Origin of the sequence: Leptospira kmetyi serovar Malaysia str. Bejo-Iso9, from assembly GCF_000243735.2 — a bacterium.
Lineage (GTDB): Bacteria > Spirochaetota > Leptospiria > Leptospirales > Leptospiraceae > Leptospira > Leptospira kmetyi.
Window position 1 is genome coordinate 3,281,571 of the sequence record NZ_AHMP02000003.1, and the last position, 16,772, is coordinate 3,298,342.

At 44.5% G+C, this 16,772-nt stretch carries 18 protein-coding genes and 1 tRNA gene; 9 read left to right on the forward strand and 10 right to left on the reverse strand.

Annotated elements, in window-relative coordinates; translation table 11 throughout:
- Positions 1–68 precede the first annotated feature (68 nt).
- Both LEP1GSC052_RS17850 and LEP1GSC052_RS17855 read left to right on the forward strand, forming a co-directional pair.
- Positions 69–1,265, forward strand: coding sequence for an NADP-dependent isocitrate dehydrogenase (locus LEP1GSC052_RS17850; RefSeq protein ID WP_010572894.1), 1,197 nt, complete (start codon positions 69–71; stop codon positions 1,263–1,265).
- Positions 1,266–1,356: 91 nt separating this feature from the next.
- Entirely contained in the window at positions 1,357–2,022 is a 666-nt protein-coding gene (locus LEP1GSC052_RS17855) for a hypothetical protein (RefSeq protein ID WP_020986055.1), read from the forward strand.
- Between the two features lie 98 nt (positions 2,023–2,120).
- Here the strand turns inward: LEP1GSC052_RS17855 and LEP1GSC052_RS17860 are convergent, their stop codons facing one another.
- The 3 genes from LEP1GSC052_RS17860 to mazG are packed head-to-tail and all read right to left on the reverse strand — an operon-like array spanning position 2,121 to position 4,101.
- Entirely contained in the window at positions 2,121–2,903 is a 783-nt protein-coding gene (locus tag LEP1GSC052_RS17860) for a response regulator (RefSeq protein WP_010572892.1), read from the reverse strand.
- Positions 2,900–3,289: an LIC_13241 domain-containing protein gene (locus LEP1GSC052_RS17865; protein ID WP_010572891.1), complete on the reverse strand. Its 390-nt coding sequence runs from the start codon at positions 3,287–3,289 to the stop codon at positions 2,900–2,902. The genes LEP1GSC052_RS17860 and LEP1GSC052_RS17865 overlap by 4 nt, the downstream gene beginning before the upstream one ends.
- A complete protein-coding gene (gene mazG / locus LEP1GSC052_RS17870) occupies positions 3,286–4,101 on the reverse strand; it encodes a nucleoside triphosphate pyrophosphohydrolase (RefSeq protein WP_010572890.1) in 816 nt (271 codons plus the stop codon). Before mazG ends, LEP1GSC052_RS17865 begins: the two co-directional genes overlap by 4 nt.
- A gap of 150 nt (positions 4,102–4,251) precedes the next feature.
- On the opposite strand from mazG, the gene LEP1GSC052_RS17875 reads away from it, so the two are divergent.
- A complete protein-coding gene (locus LEP1GSC052_RS17875; RefSeq protein ID WP_010572889.1) occupies positions 4,252–4,773 on the forward strand; it encodes a DUF6580 family putative transport protein in 522 nt (173 codons plus the stop codon).
- Between the two features lie 69 nt (positions 4,774–4,842).
- Here LEP1GSC052_RS17875 and LEP1GSC052_RS17880 read toward each other — a convergent pair whose 3' ends face one another.
- Positions 4,843–6,120: an LA_2444/LA_4059 family outer membrane protein gene (locus tag LEP1GSC052_RS17880; protein WP_010572888.1), complete on the reverse strand. Its 1,278-nt coding sequence runs from the start codon at positions 6,118–6,120 to the stop codon at positions 4,843–4,845.
- 185 nt (positions 6,121–6,305) lie between these two features.
- Between LEP1GSC052_RS17880 and LEP1GSC052_RS17885 the strand changes: the two genes are divergently transcribed.
- The gene (locus tag LEP1GSC052_RS17885) at positions 6,306–6,863 is read left to right on the forward strand and encodes an LOG family protein (protein WP_010572887.1); all 558 of its coding nucleotides are present in this window, start codon (positions 6,306–6,308) and stop codon (positions 6,861–6,863) included.
- Positions 6,864–6,895: 32 nt separating this feature from the next.
- On the opposite strand, the gene LEP1GSC052_RS17890 is transcribed toward LEP1GSC052_RS17885, so the two are convergent.
- The 4 genes from LEP1GSC052_RS17890 to LEP1GSC052_RS17905 form a co-directional block, all read right to left on the reverse strand.
- Positions 6,896–7,912 (reverse strand): ankyrin repeat domain-containing protein, encoded by a 1,017-nt coding sequence (locus tag LEP1GSC052_RS17890; RefSeq protein ID WP_040913681.1) that lies wholly within the window; start codon positions 7,910–7,912, stop codon positions 6,896–6,898.
- An 83-nt stretch (positions 7,913–7,995) separates the two neighbouring features.
- Positions 7,996–8,940, reverse strand: a complete 945-nt coding sequence (locus tag LEP1GSC052_RS17895; protein WP_020986266.1) for an AEC family transporter — start codon at positions 8,938–8,940, stop codon at positions 7,996–7,998.
- A gap of 48 nt (positions 8,941–8,988) precedes the next feature.
- A tRNA-Thr gene (locus LEP1GSC052_RS17900) sits at positions 8,989–9,060 on the reverse strand.
- Between the two features lie 32 nt (positions 9,061–9,092).
- On the reverse strand, positions 9,093–9,734 hold the full coding sequence (locus LEP1GSC052_RS17905) for a DUF2889 domain-containing protein (protein ID WP_010572884.1): 642 nt from the start codon (positions 9,732–9,734) through the stop codon (positions 9,093–9,095).
- Positions 9,735–9,862: 128 nt separating this feature from the next.
- On the opposite strand from LEP1GSC052_RS17905, the gene LEP1GSC052_RS17910 reads away from it, so the two are divergent.
- A complete protein-coding gene (locus tag LEP1GSC052_RS17910; RefSeq protein ID WP_020986212.1) occupies positions 9,863–10,663 on the forward strand; it encodes an SDR family oxidoreductase in 801 nt (266 codons plus the stop codon).
- Positions 10,664–10,827: 164 nt separating this feature from the next.
- Here the strand turns inward: LEP1GSC052_RS17910 and LEP1GSC052_RS17915 are convergent, their stop codons facing one another.
- On the reverse strand, positions 10,828–12,159 hold the full coding sequence (locus LEP1GSC052_RS17915) for a formylglycine-generating enzyme family protein (protein WP_010572882.1): 1,332 nt from the start codon (positions 12,157–12,159) through the stop codon (positions 10,828–10,830).
- 65 nt (positions 12,160–12,224) lie between these two features.
- Entirely contained in the window at positions 12,225–13,805 is a 1,581-nt protein-coding gene (locus LEP1GSC052_RS17920; protein WP_020986480.1) for a DEAD/DEAH box helicase, read from the reverse strand.
- A 677-nt stretch (positions 13,806–14,482) separates the two neighbouring features.
- On the opposite strand from LEP1GSC052_RS17920, the gene LEP1GSC052_RS17930 reads away from it, so the two are divergent.
- The 4 genes from LEP1GSC052_RS17930 to mobA are packed head-to-tail and all read left to right on the forward strand — an operon-like array spanning position 14,483 to position 16,757.
- A complete protein-coding gene (locus LEP1GSC052_RS17930; RefSeq protein WP_010572880.1) occupies positions 14,483–15,442 on the forward strand; it encodes a GTP 3',8-cyclase MoaA in 960 nt (319 codons plus the stop codon).
- A 1-nt stretch (position 15,443) separates the two neighbouring features.
- Positions 15,444–15,686 carry a MoaD/ThiS family protein gene (locus LEP1GSC052_RS17935; RefSeq protein WP_010572879.1) on the forward strand — a complete coding sequence of 81 codons (243 nt, stop codon included), beginning with the start codon at positions 15,444–15,446 and terminating at the stop codon, positions 15,684–15,686.
- Between the two features lies 1 nt (position 15,687).
- Entirely contained in the window at positions 15,688–16,161 is a 474-nt protein-coding gene (locus LEP1GSC052_RS17940) for a molybdenum cofactor biosynthesis protein MoaE (RefSeq protein ID WP_010572878.1), read from the forward strand.
- Entirely contained in the window at positions 16,158–16,757 is a 600-nt protein-coding gene (gene mobA, locus LEP1GSC052_RS17945) for a molybdenum cofactor guanylyltransferase (RefSeq protein ID WP_010572877.1), read from the forward strand. The genes LEP1GSC052_RS17940 and mobA overlap by 4 nt, the downstream gene beginning before the upstream one ends.
- Positions 16,758–16,772: the final 15 nt, after the last annotated feature.

Here is a 16,772-nt window from a genome sequence, read left to right on the forward strand (position 1 = left end):
CCCGTTAGGACTTTAGAACAGAATAATATTCTATTATTATATCATCGCAAATTTTAAAGGAGAATTCAATGGCAAAGATCAAGGTAAAGACCCCGCTTGTGGAGCTTGACGGGGATGAGATGACCAGGATCATCTGGAAGGAAATCAAGGATCGATTCATTCACCCTTATCTCGATATCGAACTGGACTATTATGATTTAGGCGTAGAATACCGGGACAAGACCGACGATAAGGTTACGGTCGATTCCGCTCACGCGATTCAAAAATACGGAGTTGGCGTTAAGTGCGCTACCATCACTCCGAACCAAGACAGAGTTAAGGAATACAATCTCAAACAAGAATGGAAATCTCCGAACGGAACCATTCGTTCGATTCTGGACGGAACCGTTTTCCGTAAACCGATCATCGTAAACAACATTCCTCCCGCCGTCCGTTCTTGGAAAAAACCGATTACCGTCGGTCGTCACGCTTACGGAGATCTTTACAAAGACACCGAACTTTACATTCCCGAAGCCGGAAAAGTGGAATTGGTTTATACCGGAAAAGACGGAAAAGAAAAACAAAGAGCATTGATCCACGACTTCGACGGAGCGGGTGTGATCATGGGTCAGCATAACTTGGATAAATCCATTCTCAGTTTTGCTCAGGCTTGTTTCAATTACGCGATCTCCGAAAAGATCGATCTTTGGTTCGCGACTAAAGACACCATTTCTAAAAAATATCACGCGCGTTTCCGTGCGATTTTCGACGAGCTTGCAAAAGCGAAGGCCGGAGATCTTAAAAAAGCGGGAATCGAATATTCCTATTATCTGATAGACGACGCGGTCGCGCAGATCATGAAAAACGAAGGCGGAATGCTTTGGGCTCTCATGAACTACGACGGAGACGTGATGAGTGACATGGTCGCTTCCGGATTCGGATCCTTAGGTTTGATGACTTCCGTACTCGTTTCTCCGGACGGAAAGTTCGAATACGAAGCCGCTCACGGAACGGTAACGAGACACTATCGTAAATACCAACAAGGTGAAACCACTTCCACAAACTCCGTGGCTTCCATCTTTGCTTGGACGGGAGCTTTGATTAAAAGAGGAGAATTGGACGGAACTCCGGACGTGGTCGCTTTCGGTCAAAAACTGGAAAAGGCCGTGATCGATACGATCGAAGGCGGACAGATGACCAAGGACTTGACACTTCTTTGTACCGATCCGAATGCAAAGTCTCTGGATACCTTTCAGTTCATGGAAGCGATTCAGAAAAAACTTTAACCGTTCCGATATGAAGAATCCGCGTGTGAGCGACCTTTCGGTCTCTCACACGCGGCCCCCAATTCTAAACAACCTTCAAACCGAAACCGCAATGAACCCAAAGACTTTGATTCAAAATCGGATTCTTTCTTCCAAGGCCCCTTGGTGGTTCGTTTTCTTTTTTTTATTCTCCATTGTTTCACTCAATTCTCAAAAAGGTCCTAAGGAACCGACATTACCCACCGAGCCGACCGTCGGAGATTCCCGCAATTCAAGAGGGGAAACCGGAAAACAAACCGGAACCGGAGTCGACGAGAAGGGAGAAAAGAAAGTCAAATTGATTTTATGCGACGGCCGCGACGTGGAAGGATTTTGGAAAAATCCGCCGCTTGAATTTAAGTTTCAGCACAAAAAAAGTAATATAACATATTCAAAATCTCTAAAGTTAGAAGAAGTTTCCAAAATCAAAATCACCGGATGGAAGTTAAAGTCTTCCAATAAAAGAAAGGAAGGAACTCCCTATAAGGCCGAGCCGTATCAGATTCAGATGATCTCTTTTTCGGGAGAAACTTTTTTTAAGGAGCCTTCTCCGACCGGAGAAATCCAACAAATTCAATTCAACAATCAATTCGGCGATACGACGTTGTTCTTATATTGGAACGACTTGCAGTACGAAAACGGACAATGGTTTTCAGGTTTGAAACCTTTTACGGGAGAATTCAGAACGGATTGCCATCCCGATGTGATCCGAGAAATCCAATTTCCGGCGTCGAACTAAAAAGGACGAAAAACGAAGAATGGAAACGACGATCGAAAACGGAACCTGAAATAAAACGATTTCCCATCGAGATCGGATAAATCCGTCGCCTTACTCAATTAAATTTTTCGAATGTATTCGAGAATCTTTCTTTCGGAATACGGTTTTTGCAGAACGTGCACGTTCTTTTGAAGAACGGAAACGTTCAATCCCGCGTTTTCTTCCAATCCCGTGATGACCGCGATCGGAATTTTATCGAATCGATCCTCATTGCGAATCGCTTCCACGAGTTCTTCTCCCGAAAAATGCGGCATGATCCAATCGGTAAGAATGTAAGAGATCGTCTCAGTCGAAGCCCGAAGATATTCGAAAGCCTTTTTCCCTTCCGTAAAGGCTTGGAAAGAATAGCCGTTCTTTTTCAAAATTTTCCCGAGTAAAAGTAGGTTCAGCTCGGAGTCGTCTATGATGAGAATTTTTCCGAACTTCTGGGCTTCGTTGGAACTCGTAATGTCCGCGCCGTAGGCGAGTTCTATGATTTCTTTGATGACCGATTTGAACTCGTCGATTCCGGAAGGTTTCGGAAAAATCCCGTCGAAGCCGTATTCCAAAGATTTGGCGCGATTCGCTTCTATGTCGCCGGACGTGATCAAATATATTTTAGAATTTTTGCATGCGCTGTGTTTGTTGTCGCGTTGGTTGTTTCGAATGATTTTACAAACGGTAAAGCCGTCCGCGTCGGGAAGAATCATTCCGATCGTAATGAGATCGAAATTTTCCCGAAACGCGAGATCGAGCCCGTCCTTTGCGGAACCCGCTTCCACGATTTCGAAATCTTCCGCCGGAAAAAAGGAGGAAATGATTCTTCTTACCGTGGCGCCCGAATCCAAAACGAGTACTTTCAAATCGGCTTCTCTCCGAGTTTGATTTGTGAAATTCCGGATTCAAAAACTTGAATATGATTTTTTAATTCGTCTACAATTTGCGGACGATCGTTCGCGATTTCTCCGTCCGGTTTGGTCCAAACGAGTTGTTGGGAAGAATCCGTATCCAAACTGAGATAATAAATCGGAGAGGTTCCCGCGACCTTGTTTGCTTCCGCAGGAATCAAAGTAAAGGAGCCAAAAATGGAGAATACTGCCTTGTATCTTTTTTCCAAATGAATCATTTCATATTCGCGGGGCCATTCTTCCCCGTTTGATTTAAGTTCCAACGGAAATGTTTCGGAAAGAAAGGAAATCAAACCTTCCGTTTGTTCGATTCTTTTTTGAAACGAACCCGGCCCGTTCATTTTTCCAATCCTTTGGCCTCGTTCCAAAGAGAATCCATTTCTTCCAAATCGGAATCGTTCGGAGTTTTGCCCCGGCCTTGTAAGGTTTCTTCGATGTACTGAAATCGTTTTTTAAATTTTGCGTTCGTTCTTGTGAGAGCGGATTCGGATGAAATTCCGAGATGTCTTCCTAAGTTCACCAAGCTGAAAAGTAAATCGCCGAATTCTTCCTCGATTCTCACTTGATTGGAGCCGTCCGCTTTTGCGCGACCGAATTCGGTTAAGAATTCTTCCATCTCTTCCCTAACTTTTCCTTGTACGTCTTCAACGTTCTTCCAATCGAATCCGACCTTTGCGGCTTTCTTTTGGTATTTTTCCGCTTTCAGCAAAGACGAAAAATTCTCGGGAACGTTTGAAAAAATAGACGAGTAAGTCGGTTTCTTCTTTTCCTTGTCCTTGATTTTTTCCCAATTTTCCACGACTTCTTGAGAAGAGGAAAGGGTCAATTCTTCCGGTCGGAATACGTGCGGATGTCGGAAAATGAGCTTGTCCGAAATGCCTTTGGCTATGTCGCTTAAGTCGAATGCGTTTCTTTCTTCCGCAATTCTCGCGTGAAAGACGACTTGGAAGAGTAAATCGCCCAATTCTTCCTTAAGAAGCTCGTCGTCTTTTTTCAACACGGCTTCGATCACTTCTTGGGATTCTTCGATTAAATAAGGGACCAACGTTTGATGATCCTGTTCCTTGTCCCAGGGGCATCCGTTTTCTCCCCGGAGAACGGCAGTTACTTCTTGGAGTTTGGCGATTTCTTCGGTAAGCGATTTGGCCTGCATTGTTTTTCTCCGAAAGTGAACGGGGTTTGTTCCAATTTTTTATCGGGGAGCCAACTCTGCACTCCTTTTCGGTCGGTTTTGGATTGGGATTGGATTGACGGGAGCCGCAAAATTCAAGTATAGTAATAAAAAATACTTTCTAGGCGCTTTATGGTACGTTCAAAAAGTTTTATCGTTCTTTCACTCATTCTAATCGCGGTCGCAAGCCGTTATTTTCCACACCCGGCTAACTTTTCGCCCATCCTTGCGATTTCCCTTTTTGCGGGAGCCCATTTCGCTTCTAAGAAACTTTCTCTGTTTCTTCCGATCGTCTCTTTGTTTATCAGCGATTTGATTCTCGGGTTCCACGATCAAATGTTGCCGGTTTACGCGACGACACTTCTGGTTGTAGTGGCTGGATGGCAGTTGAGAACTTCTTCTTCCGTCGGAAAGATCGCTCTTACGTCTTTGGGAAGTTCCGTAGCATTTTTTATCCTTACGAACTTTTACGTATGGCTCGCGGGATATTATACGTACGATTTAAACGGACTCGTTCAGTGTTATATTATGGCGGTTCCTTTCTTTCAGAATACTCTCTTAGGCGATCTGTTTTATACCACCGTTCTTTTCGGCGGATTTTCTCTGATCGAAAAAGCGGGTTGGATGAAATTAGCTCCCGTTCCCGTTAAGTAAGATTCTTCCTAAAACGGTTGCCTCGGAAACTTGGAAAGAGTTCCCGCGAGGCAACCGATCGCTTTTCTTTCAAAGCGTTAAAGTAACTCCCAGATAAAATCCGTAATACGTATCGATGACTTCCTTTTGTAAGGCGGGTCTCGTCGTCGCTAAGTCCACCGGTTTCGTGATCGTATTCAAAGCGGTCGTACTTACGAGATCGGGAAATAAAAGATTCGCGTTGTAGTTGTAACCGCTCACGGACGATCTCATTTCCGTATATTGAAAACCGAACGTAAACTTCAACCAGCTCGTTCTTGAAAAAGAAACCCCCGTGTCGATTTGATAACCGGTTCGTTTTACGAGATTCTCTCCTGCGGAGCCGGCCGTTTCGGTGACTAAAAAGTTTTGAGCGCCGTTGTAAGACGTGGTCGCGTTGGTCTTTAGATGATATTTTCCTAATGTTTTAAAGTAATCCGCGTTCGCGTGAAATTGAAAGTAGTTGTTCAATTTTTTTACGATTCTAAATCCGATCTGCGGACCCAAACCTCCGGCCTTTTCCTCCATGTTTCCAAAACCTAAACCGCCCGGTAAGTTTCCGTATTCTTTGGAATAGATGTCCAAGTTTCTGACTCCGACGGAAGGACCGATTCTCGTTCCCGAACCGGTTTCAAAAAAATACAAAAGATTCAGTTGAATATCCGTTCTTCTGAGCTGCGGTCCGTAAACGCTGTAACTCTGATTTAAGTTTGCGGAAGAAGGATTTATGTTCAGGGAAGAATACGAAGGATTGATTCTAAAATCCAGAAAGGTTCCTTCCACTCCGAACTTTTTGGATTCGGTTAAGAATAAGAATCGAATCGGGTACGCGGTCTTCGTGTTTCCCTGAGGATCGGAATAAAAACTTCCCGTGTTGTTGATGAGATGCGCGTCGAATCCTCCGATCCTCGCGATCGAATTTACGTTTTGATAAAACCCGCTCGTATAAAGAAAGGTGTTCGTTTCGTTGATGGAAACGTTTTGTCTTCTCGCTATAGATTCGGGAACCCAAGTCGCTTGGTTGAAAAGAATCGAAATTTCGAACGTCGCTCCTTTCGGAGTTTTGGCGAGTTCCTGTTCGTGAAGTTTATCTCTGAGTTCCGAAGCCTCGGCTCTTTTTCTTTGAATTTCGAGAATCATCCTTTGTCTCGTGACCGGATCCTGAGCCTTGCCCGCTTTGATCTCGAGTTCGTTGGCTTCTTTTTCCAAAACGTCCGGATCGGGCCCGATCGGTTTTGCTTGGCCGAACACGTTCGATGCGCCGATTTGAAACAGAAGGAAAAAAATAGTAAGAAGGAAGGGAATCGTTTTTTGAATTCGTTTTTTCATAGGTTCTAAAGAGTGAGAGATAGATAAGACGAAAGAATCCTAAATTCAAACATTTTTTTCCCGGGCTAAGAAAAAGAAAAACGTTACAGAATTCTTTCCGATGAAAATAAAGAAATAGAACGAACGATTTTATAAAGAATTTACGTTCCTGAAAGTCATATTGAATAGAACTAAAAAGAGAGATTATGAATTCAACCAATTCGGCAGTTTGTGTTTTTTGCGGTTCCCGTTCGGGAACCAATCCGGTTTATACGAAGACGGCTCAGGATCTGGGTCGTTTGCTTGTGGAAAAAAATTTCGACTTAGTATTCGGAGGAGCGTCCTGCGGAATTATGGGAACGATCGCGGACGCGGTGATGGAAAAGGGCGGAACCGTTTCCGGAATCATTCCCGATTTTCTTTCCATCAAAGAAGTAAAACACGATCGGGTTAAGGATCTCATGATCGTTTCCTCCATGCACGAAAGAAAGTTTAGAATGTACGAAAAATCATCCGGCTTTATCGCGTTGCCCGGAGGAATCGGAACCTTGGACGAACTCGTGGAGATCACAACTTGGAATCAGCTGAAACTGATTTCAAAACCTTTGGGCTTGCTCAACGTAAACGGTTACTTCGACTATTTGCTGAAACAGTTGGGGAGAATGGTGGACGACGGTTTTTTAGACGCGGAAACGAAGGAAGGTTTGATCGTATCCGACGATCCGGAGGAATTGCTCGATCTTCTTAGTAAGAGATTCGTTTAATCCGAAATTCCTTTTCGAATCGGGAATCTATATCATTCCTTTTCGGGTTCCGGTTCCAAAAGAAGAATCAATTCTTCCTTTGTTTCTTCTTTAGCGATATCTAATGGAGATTTTCCTTCCAAGTTTTTTAGAAACTGGGAAGCGTTTAAACTCAACAACAGCGTAGCCGTCGAAATCCGGTCGTGAACCACGGCGACGTGAAGGGGCGTGTTTCCTCCCGCGTCGATCGCGTTCGGTGAAATTCCCAATCGAAGAATCGTTTTGCACAAATCGTCTTCACCGTGTTCGGCGGCTTCGAAAAGTTTTTCGGTCAGGACTTTTTTTAGAATTTTAGAAACATGATGATACTTTTGTCTTTCCGCTTCTTCGAGACCGGTTTTTCCCGAAGCGTTTACTTTTAAGAAGTCCGCTCCGATCTTTAAAAGTCTTTCCAAACATTCCACACTGTCGTGCGAAGCCGCGAGCAATAAAGCGGTGTTTCCGTCCGCGTCCCGATTTTCAAGAATACTTTTGGTTTCTTCTTTTTCCAAAAACAAATCCAGGATTTCGTAATCGTTGTGAAGGGAAGTTAAATGAAGAATGGTTCTTCCTTCCGAATTCTTTTTTAAAAAATCCGCGTCTTGTTCCAGAAGATATTCCACGATCGAAAGATGACCGAGATCCACCGCGAGAAGGAGCGGGGTATATCCTTCTCCGTTTCTTTCTTCCAGATCGGGGGTTTCGTTTTCGTTTTCGAAAACCATTTCCACGATTTCCAAGTTTCCGGTGCTTACCGCTTTTGTAAGCGGAGTGTTCCCGGAAAAATCTTTTTTACCGGAATCGGCTCCCGCTTCGAGAAAGATTCGAATCAAATCCTCGTTTCCCTGATCCAAAGAAGTTAAGAGAGGAGTTTCTCCCCTCGCGTTCGTTTCGTCGGGATCGGCTCCCGCTTCGAGAAGAAGTTCGATCGATTCCCGATCCAAATTCTTAACCGCCCAAGATAAAACTCCGGAACCGTAGTTGTCCCGGTATTCTTTCAGCCAATCTATGAGGACGGGTTCTCCTTCCATGGAAGAAAGAAGTTTTTGGATTTCATCCGTCTTTCCGGTTTTGACTGCGGAGAAGAGGTCGATCAATGAGTCTGAAAAATCAGTCAGAAAAAATTCTCCAATAAAGAATAGAGTATAAACAAAGTAGGAATCGAAACAAGAATTCCTACTCCGGGAAACGCCGCGGAAAGCGCCGGTCTAAAACCCATCTGCATCGAAACGATGGAAGCCGTAATCATGGGAGCCATTCCCGCTTCCAAAACCGCAACTTTCAAATGTCTCGGATTCACGTTGAAAAATCGATACACAAGAAAAACCAAAATCGGAGCAACAAGCAACTTATAAATCAGGCCAATCATCAAAGGTGGAACGAAGTTCTCGTTCTTTTCGTTTTGGGAACCCAAGGCGGGAAGTTCCATTTGAAATCCGACGGTAAATAGGGCGATCGGCACCAGAGTTTCTCCCAAGATTTTCAATACGGAATGAATCGATTCCGGAATGGTGAAAAGTCTGAGGAAAAACGAAAAAAGTAAAGCAAGAAACGGCGGGAAAGTGAAGAGCTTTTTCAAAATGGATTTCAAAGGGCTTCCGCTTTTTTCCCGATCGTTTTTGGAAAGGAAACGCAACGCTAAAATAAATCCGGGAATCGCCAAACAAAGAAAGGTGCCGAACTGATCGATGATCAATACGGAATTGGTGACTTCTTCTCCGTAAAACATTCTTAAAACGGGAAGTCCTAAAAACGACGTGTTCCCGAGTCCGCAACAAAGCGTAACGGCGATTCTTGTTTCCCGATCCCAATCTAAGAATTTTCCGATCGAATCAAAGAACAGGATCGAAAGTCCGAAGATCAACCAGGGCATCGTCGCCAAAAAGATCAAAGAACTTTCCAATCTCATCGTTGGAACATTCGCTAAAATCAAGGAAGGTAAGGAAACATAGATCACAAAACTCCCAAGAGATAATCCGGCGTTTTCGGGAAAAATTCTCCCCCGTTTGAGTATCCAACCCGCGATCAGACATACGGGAATGAGAATCAAATGAGACACGATGGACAGAGTGAATATCGAAAGCGAAAGGGCAAGAGATTTAGCGAAAGCCCGCTGCCGGAATTGAACCGGCGACCTTTTCATTACGAGGGAAATGCTCTACCCCTGAGCTAAGCGGGCTTGAAGTCGATTTCAAGTCGGGTTATCGCGTGTTACGATTCTTCCCTTCTCGATTTCTTGAATTCTTTTACCATCATTGCGGTGATGCTGTCAAGATGTTTCACCTGTTCTTTTAGGTCCGGTTTTTCGTGACGTGTCGAAAAAGAATAACAGGAATTTTTCACTCCTCGATCCTTCATCCACCAATGTCTTCCGATTTCCCTTCTTTCTCGGGCCGGAAGATCGCCTTCATACATTTTATATTCGTCGTATTGCGCCGGGAAATTTCTTTCCTTGAGATAAAACGCGTATGCGGAATGAAAATTCATCGCTGCGTTTTGGATCAGCTCGTTGATATGAAGACAGCCTAACGTTTTGTCGGCCGGAAAACGATTCATCAGTTTCGCGTAGGACATTTCCTCTCCGACCAAGTAATCGTATGTTTTCACCGCGGCGGGACAAGTTTCGTACGGAACCCTTTTTTCTTCCACCGCCGATTTCGCGATTTTCATCGTCGTAAGATCGACTTCGAGATACAAGGTCATGTCGTGATAGGGATCGTATTGATTCACTTCGATGACACAAAACGGAGGAGATTCTTCCGGAAACCAATAGTATCTGCTTTCGTAATTTCTTTGAAAGTCCGTGTTTCTAAAACGGATTCTCTCCTTAAGTTCCTGTAGAGCGCTACTCATTCCAACCTCATCTCGCTTTTGTTGCGTTCGATAGGATCATCTTTTTATCGGTTCGGATTCTCTAAAGGATTTTTCCCTCTATTTTCATTTGCTTTTTCGCGTCTTTCTGATATCTTCGATCGGGTTTTATGATCACATCCTTCTTTTTGGAAAAATCGTTTTTGGTTACCGGCGCCAGTTCCGGGATCGGAAAGGCTCTCGTTTTGGAACTCAATCGAAACGGCGCGGTAGTCGGCGCGGTCGCTCGAAGAAAAGAATTGTTGAAGGAATTAAAAAACGAAGCTTCGTTTCCGGACAAGGTGATTTCTCTTCCGGGAGACGTTTCGGATTCTTCCCAAATCAAAAAGATCACGGAAGAATTTAGAAAAAAAGTAAGACGGATCGACGGACTGATTCACAGCGCGGGAATCAGTATGCGCGGCCTTGCAAAAGAGACGGACTTTAAAGTTTACGAAAGTCTAATGAACATAAACTTTTATCCTTTGGTTCATCTGTTCCGTCTTTTGGAATCGGAGCTCAGACAAAACCAAGGACATTTTATCGCGGTCTCATCCTTGCAGGGAAAGTTCGCGACTCAATATCGTTCCGGTTACGCCGCGAGCAAACACGCGGTTCAAGCCTTTATGGACAGCGTTCGATTGGAAACCTACGAAAGCGGAATGCACGTTATGACAGTTTCTCCCGGTTATGTGAAGACCGATATTTCCGTAAAGGCTTTGTCGGGCGACGGTTCCGCATACGGGATTATGGACGAGGGAATTAAGAATGGAATGGCCGTCGAAAAAGTAGCCGCGATTATTTTGAAAGCGATCGAATCAAAGAAGAGGGACGTTTATCCGTCTCAGTTTCGGGAAATGTTCGCGTATTGGATCAGCAGATTCTCACCTTCTCTTTTGGATCAACTTTTGAGAAGGGCCAGAGTGACTTGATCGTTTGTCGGAAGAACGACAGCTAATAATTTATCTTGCAATAAAGTTCGTTTTGTGCTATGGAAATTTTTCCGAATTTTTCCCACAAAGCCCGCCACCTCCACCCAAACTCGGGCGGGGGCCGTTTCGTTTTCACGACAAGATCGTCGTAAGAACGACAATTCTTACTTTCCGGGCAAATCCCAAACGAGACGAATGCCCGCTCTTCGATCCGTTTTTAAATTAGGAATTCCACCGAAGGACCTGAAGTAAGTGGTCGATTCTTCTTTTGTGGAAGAATAAGAACCGCCTCGAATGACTTTATGCATTTTTCCGAATGCGTTTCGTTTTAAAGAATGTCCTCGATACGGAAGATAATCCGAACTCGTCCATTCCGCGACGTTGCCGCACATTCCGATCGCACCGTAAGGACTGGAAGATTTTTTTGCGAGTTCGTACACGGAGATCGTATCGGATTTTTTACTTTCCAACGTGTTGCAAAGAGAAGAATCGAAATCGTTTCCGAACGGATATTCCAACGGACTTGGAAAGAAAGAATACGATTCGTCCCGATTGATCATCCATGTCATCCCGGTTCCGCGCGCGGCCTTTTCCCATTCCATTTCCGTGGGAAGTCGTTTCCCGGACCAACGCGCATAAGCCTCGGCTTCTCTATAAGTGATACCGTTTACGGGATGATGTTCTTTACCCGAGGGAAAAACTCCCTGCTTCCAATGTGGAGGCGGAGGAGTGTTCGTCTCCTTTAGAAATTTAGAATATTCTTGATTTGTAACTTCGTATTTGTCTATGTAAAACGAGGAAATGTCCTGAAGGTTTCCCCGTTCCGGCTTGAAGTAGAACGGATTGTAGCTGTCTTCGGAAGGTTCGTTTCCTTGTCCGTGCAGAAAAAATCCCATGGACTCGTAGAACAATTCTCCGTTTTGTTCGTATCCGCCCGAAACGAGAACCATTTCCTTTCCGTCTCTAGGATGTCTGAGTTGTTTTGCGGGTCTGGTTCTTCTTCTATCTTCGGTGAAGAATGCGCCCGGTTCGACGTAGGCGACTTCCTGTTTGTAGTCTTGGATAAACGTTCCCGCCGTTAAAAGACTTTCAGGAACTCCGGTGTTCGCGCTAAACGTTCCGAAGAGTTCGATTTCGGAAGCCTTTTTTCCTTTCGGGTTGGATTGATAAGCGACGGAGATTTGTCGGATGGAAAAAGAACCGATTTCCTTTTCGGGATTCGATTGTAAAACCGCGTACTGAGATTTTCTCTCGAGAATGGCTTTGATTGCCTCTTCTTCTTTTCCGTAAAAAATAGAACCTCTTCGGATTCGAATTTTTACTTTTCCTTTTCCTCTATAAACGGCTTCGACTTCTCCTTTCCAAAACGGAACCATTCTTAAGTTGAGGGAAGCGTCTTCCTGTTCTTGTGCGAACAAAGACGAAATCGATCCCAACGATAGAATGAGAAGGATAAGAAGGATTCGTTTAAAAGGAGGAATGATATCGGAGATCATAAAAACACGACCATCCGATCCTATCGAAGGGATGGTCCTGTTTCAATTTTCGGCAGAAAACGTTCTTACTTCTTCTTTTTTTTGAAGGAAGAAGCTCCGCCGGTTTTTTTATCCCCTTTGGAGAATTTGGAACCCGAGCCGCCTTGAGATCCTCCGTGCGAACGAGCGCCGCCGCCCGAATGAGAACCCGATCCGCCGCCCGAATTGGCCTTGGATCTTGAACCGCCGCCGCCTCCGGATCTTCCGAAGTTACGATCTCTGTATCTTCCACCGCCCCCGGATTTCTTTTTGGAAGGATTTCTATCATCGTATTTAAAATCGGATTCGAACTTAACGGAATCGTCGAAGGTGACGCTGTCTTTCAGAATCGTCATCTTAAACAAAGCCGCCGCGATATCAAGAGCGGTATAATCGTCACCCATCAGTTTTTCAACTTGGTTAACGTAGTTTCCGATATGACCCGCGTCTACGATGGATCTTACTTTCTCGGTATAAGAATGAATTTTAGTTTCTTCGAGATCATCTAACGTTGGGATTTTTCCGAGTTCGATTTTGATTCCGTTGATACGTTCGATCTTTTTGAGGTTGTAAATTTGTTTTCCGACGATAAAGGAGAATGCGATTCCTTTTTTTCCGGCTCTTCCGGTTCTTCCGATCCGGTGAACGTAGTCTTCTCCGTCTCTCGGAAGATCGTAGTTGAACACCGCTTCCACGTTGTTTACGTCGATTCCTCTTCCCGCAACGTCGGTAGCCACTAGGATTTCGATACTTCCGTTTCTAAATCCGTTCATCACCTTATCTCTTTGTTTTTGATTGAGATCTCCGTGAAGCGCTTCCGCGAAATATCCTCTCGATTTCAAAAGCTCCACGACCGTGTCGACCTGGGCTTTCGTATTACAAAAAACTAATGCGAGTTTTACGTTTCTGTACTCGATCAAACGCGCGAGAGCTTCTCCCTTCGCGTTCTCCTGGATTTCGTAATAGATCTGTTCGATTTTAGGAGCGCTGAGTTTTTGATGAGTTACGTCGATGATTTGAGGATTTTTTTGAAACCGTTTCATCAAGGTGAGAATGTCGTCGGTCATCGTCGCCGAGAACATGATCGTCTGACGATCCGCCGGTGTGTCTTTGAGAATGAATTCCATATCCTCTCTGAAACCCATGTCCAACATTTCGTCGGCTTCGTCGAGTATTACGATCTTGATGTCTTCGAGACGGATGGAACCTCTTCTCATGTGGTCCATCATTCTTCCCGGAGTCGCGATTACGATCTGAGGATTCTTACGAAGCGCTCTTAATTGTCTGTCGATTTCCTGTCCGCCGTAAACGGGAACCACTTCGAAGTTTCCCTTGTATTTCATCAGTTTACGGAATTGTTCGCTGACTTGAATCACGAGTTCGCGCGTTGGACAGAGGATCAGCGCTTGTAGATGTTTGCTTTCAACTTCGAGAAGTTCTATCGTTGGAATGGCGAACGCGGCGGTTTTACCCGTTCCGGTTTGCGCGTGACCGATGATGTCTTTTCCTTTCAGGATGACGGGAATCGCTTCCGATTGAATGGGAGAGGCTTCTTCAAAGCCCATTTCCGCGATCGCGTTTTGGATCTCGGTGGATAAGTTTAGTTCATTAAACTTGAGTTTTTTCATGTTTGTTCCTTTCAAAGCAATGAATCGCCCGTATTCCGGGAACCTCTATACTTTGAATTTTCAAGATGAACTATCCGGAAGATCAAAAAGCCGATCGAAGAGAGGAAGAGCTGGAATCAGGAGATATTGTACGTCTTCGTTTGATAAGACGTCTGTTTTTACTACGATTTTAGAAGAAGTCATTTATACAAGTATAAAAAAACCGAATACAGTCTTCTCAAACTACATTCAACTTTCTGAAAGTTCTTTTTCGAGTTCGTTTTAAAATGAACCGTCATCGAACTGAGCCTGAGGTAAAAAACTCGTTCTTTTGAATTCGGACGAAACGGAACTATCGTATAACCGATAACCGGTGCGAATGCGTACGCGCCGTATTCTTGTCTTTCTTTATAGGCGCTTTTCGTTACAGGTTTGCCCGTAGAGGATCGAAATCGCCCCTCGTATCGGAATTCTCACCGAATGGAGGAATCTACGCTAAAATTGGGGATAAACAAATCGCAATTTTTCATTTCCAACAATAAGATGAGTGCTATGCTTGTGACAATCGCCGCCTTATACGGGGACGTGGTTTTATTGCGAGAATCCTATTCCGTCCGTACTTCCCCGTGATGGTCGAAGACGGATTGGTTTATGTTGCCGTAGAATCTTCCAAGGTGGCGAAATGAAAAACGCGAGGTATGTTTATGATACGCGACGGTTTCGGTAGGAGTTTTAAAACTCTTAGGATCAGCCTTCTGGATCGTTGCAATTTCGCCTGCACTTATTGCGTGGATCGGGAATCGACCGAGTTCGGTTTAAAAAGGATGGATCTTTTAAAAACGGAAGAATGGGTTCGATTGGTCGAAGGTCTTCATTCCACCTTGGATCTTAAGAAGGTTCGTCTTACGGGAGGCGAACCGACCCTTTATCCCGATTTAAAAATTCTCGTTAAAGAACTTAAGAATTTAAACATCCCGGAAATATCGATCACGACCAACGGTTCTGTTTTATCCAAACAGGTTTTAGAACTCAAGGAGGCCGGACTCGATTCGATCAATATTTCTTTGGACGCAGTGACGCAGGAATCGTTTAAAACGATGAGCAGACGTTCCGCGTTGAAACAAACGTTACGCGGAATCGAAGCCGCGATTTCCTCCGGTTTAAAGGTAAGAATCAACTGCACGCTCGTTCGCGGAAAAAACGAGGATCAGATTATTCCAATTCTTGAATATTCTTGGGAGAAGGGAATCGTTCCTCGGTTTTTGGAGCTGATGAGAATGGGTTATCTTCAGAATTCGGATACGGTTCCGATCTTCACTCAGAAGGAAATTTTAGAGCGAGTCGAAAACGAATACGGAAGTCTGACTTCTCAGGTTCGTAAGGAATCTTCCACTGCGAATTATTGGAACACGAAGGACGGAAATTCTTTCGGAATCATCGCCAACGAATCGGCTCCGTTTTGCAGGGATTGCGACAGGCTTCGTTTGGATAGCAAGGGAAATCTCTACGGATGTTTGAGTTCTTCCACGGGATTTCCTCTTCCCAAGTTGATGGAACAGGGAATCGACATGGAGCAGATTCTTACTCTTGCTTTGCGACAAAAACAGGATCTTCGTTTTAAAGGAAGCGATTTAACGATGATGGCGATCGGAGGTTAAGATGAACGTAACCGTAAAAACATTCGGAATTTTAAAAGATCATTTCCAATCGGACTTTATTCTCAATTTGGAAACTCCCGTCCGCGTATTGGACGTCGTTGAGGAAATGCGCAAATCAAAACCTGCGACAAGCGGAATCTTGGACGTATCGCTTTGGGCGGTTCAAGACAAAATGGTCGGCGCGGATCGAATCGTGGAAGAAGGAGAAATCGTTTTGATCCTTCCTCCTTTGAGCGGAGGTTAAGATGTATCTTCAAGAAGAAGCCATAGACCTTTCCTATTTAATCGCACAAGCTCACGATCCTTCGAGCGGAGCGATCGTACTATTTAGCGGAGAACCGAGAGACAGCGGCGGAGCCGAAAAAAAGAAAGTCATTCATCTTTTTTACGAAGCATACGCGCCGATGGCCGAACCGATGATCGCGCAAATATTAAGCGAAGCGACAACGATCTTTCATCTAAAAAAAGCGATCTGCGTTCATAGAACCGGAATCGTTTATCCGGAAGAATCTTCCGTTTGTGTCGTCACAACTTCCTCCCATAGAAAGGAAGCGTATGAATCGAACCGATACATCATCGATCGGGTGAAACACGAGGTTCCGATTTGGAAAAAAGAATTTTTCAGCGACGGAACCTCCGAGTGGACCTTGAATTGTGCGGGTTGTGCCGCGGGTGCGACCGGACATGAACGTTATACGCCTTTGAAGACTCAGGGATGAATTCCAAGAAGCCCATAGGATTGATACTTTGCGGAGGATATTCTTCGCGTATGGGTACCGACAAGGGGCTTATAGTAACCGACGGAAAAACTTGGGTTCAACGCAGAACGGAAACTCTGAGTCCTTTTGTGGAACGTTCGTTGATTTCCGTTCGAAAGGAACAAAGACCTTTTTATTCGGCGATCGATTCTTCCTTCGAGTTCGTCGAGGATTTGTATCAAAACCGAGGACCGATTTCAGGAATTCTTTCCGCGCATCTTTCGGATACGACCGCGGATTATCTGGTTTTGGCCTGCGATATGCCGGTTTTGGAAACTTCGATTCTAAGTCGTCTAATCGAAGTTTATCGTCAATTTCCAGAAAAACAGGCGTATGCTTGGAAGATCGACGGAAAAACCGAACCCTTCCCGGCGATCTACAAAGCCGAACTTTTAAAAGATATATTCAGAGAATGGAATATTCAAGAATCCGCTTATTCTCCTTTGCGGACTTTGGAAAACGGCCGAACTCATTGGATTGTCGATCCGGATTTTACGAATTCGTTTATCAATTTCAATACTCCGAAAGAAATCGGAATTTCGGAGTCGATCGTATAAATCCAAACACGGAAA

What these genes read in the sequence shown, in the direction of transcription:
- LEP1GSC052_RS17855 (WP_020986055.1), top strand. Translation starts at nt 1,357, where the DNA reads ATGAACCCAAAGACTTTGATTCAAAATCGGATTCTTTCTTCCAAGGCC.
- LEP1GSC052_RS17940 (WP_010572878.1), top strand. Translation starts at nt 15,688, where the DNA reads ATGTATCTTCAAGAAGAAGCCATAGACCTTTCCTATTTAATCGCACAA.
- mobA (WP_010572877.1), top strand. Translation starts at nt 16,158, where the DNA reads ATGAATTCCAAGAAGCCCATAGGATTGATACTTTGCGGAGGATATTCT.
- LEP1GSC052_RS17890 (WP_040913681.1), bottom strand. Translation starts at nt 7,912, where the DNA reads ATGGAAGGAGAACCCGTCCTCATAGATTGGCTGAAAGAATACCGGGAC.
- LEP1GSC052_RS17910 (WP_020986212.1), top strand. Translation starts at nt 9,863, where the DNA reads ATGATCACATCCTTCTTTTTGGAAAAATCGTTTTTGGTTACCGGCGCC.
- mazG (WP_010572890.1), bottom strand. Translation starts at nt 4,101, where the DNA reads ATGCAGGCCAAATCGCTTACCGAAGAAATCGCCAAACTCCAAGAAGTA.
- LEP1GSC052_RS17850 (WP_010572894.1), top strand. Translation starts at nt 69, where the DNA reads ATGGCAAAGATCAAGGTAAAGACCCCGCTTGTGGAGCTTGACGGGGAT.
- LEP1GSC052_RS17865 (WP_010572891.1), bottom strand. Translation starts at nt 3,289, where the DNA reads ATGAACGGGCCGGGTTCGTTTCAAAAAAGAATCGAACAAACGGAAGGT.
- LEP1GSC052_RS17915 (WP_010572882.1), bottom strand. Translation starts at nt 12,159, where the DNA reads ATGATCTCCGATATCATTCCTCCTTTTAAACGAATCCTTCTTATCCTT.
- LEP1GSC052_RS17930 (WP_010572880.1), top strand. Translation starts at nt 14,483, where the DNA reads ATGTTTATGATACGCGACGGTTTCGGTAGGAGTTTTAAAACTCTTAGG.
- LEP1GSC052_RS17885 (WP_010572887.1), top strand. Translation starts at nt 6,306, where the DNA reads ATGAATTCAACCAATTCGGCAGTTTGTGTTTTTTGCGGTTCCCGTTCG.
- LEP1GSC052_RS17935 (WP_010572879.1), top strand. Translation starts at nt 15,444, where the DNA reads ATGAACGTAACCGTAAAAACATTCGGAATTTTAAAAGATCATTTCCAA.
- LEP1GSC052_RS17875 (WP_010572889.1), top strand. Translation starts at nt 4,252, where the DNA reads ATGGTACGTTCAAAAAGTTTTATCGTTCTTTCACTCATTCTAATCGCG.
- LEP1GSC052_RS17920 (WP_020986480.1), bottom strand. Translation starts at nt 13,805, where the DNA reads ATGAAAAAACTCAAGTTTAATGAACTAAACTTATCCACCGAGATCCAA.
- LEP1GSC052_RS17905 (WP_010572884.1), bottom strand. Translation starts at nt 9,734, where the DNA reads ATGAGTAGCGCTCTACAGGAACTTAAGGAGAGAATCCGTTTTAGAAAC.
- LEP1GSC052_RS17880 (WP_010572888.1), bottom strand. Translation starts at nt 6,120, where the DNA reads ATGAAAAAACGAATTCAAAAAACGATTCCCTTCCTTCTTACTATTTTT.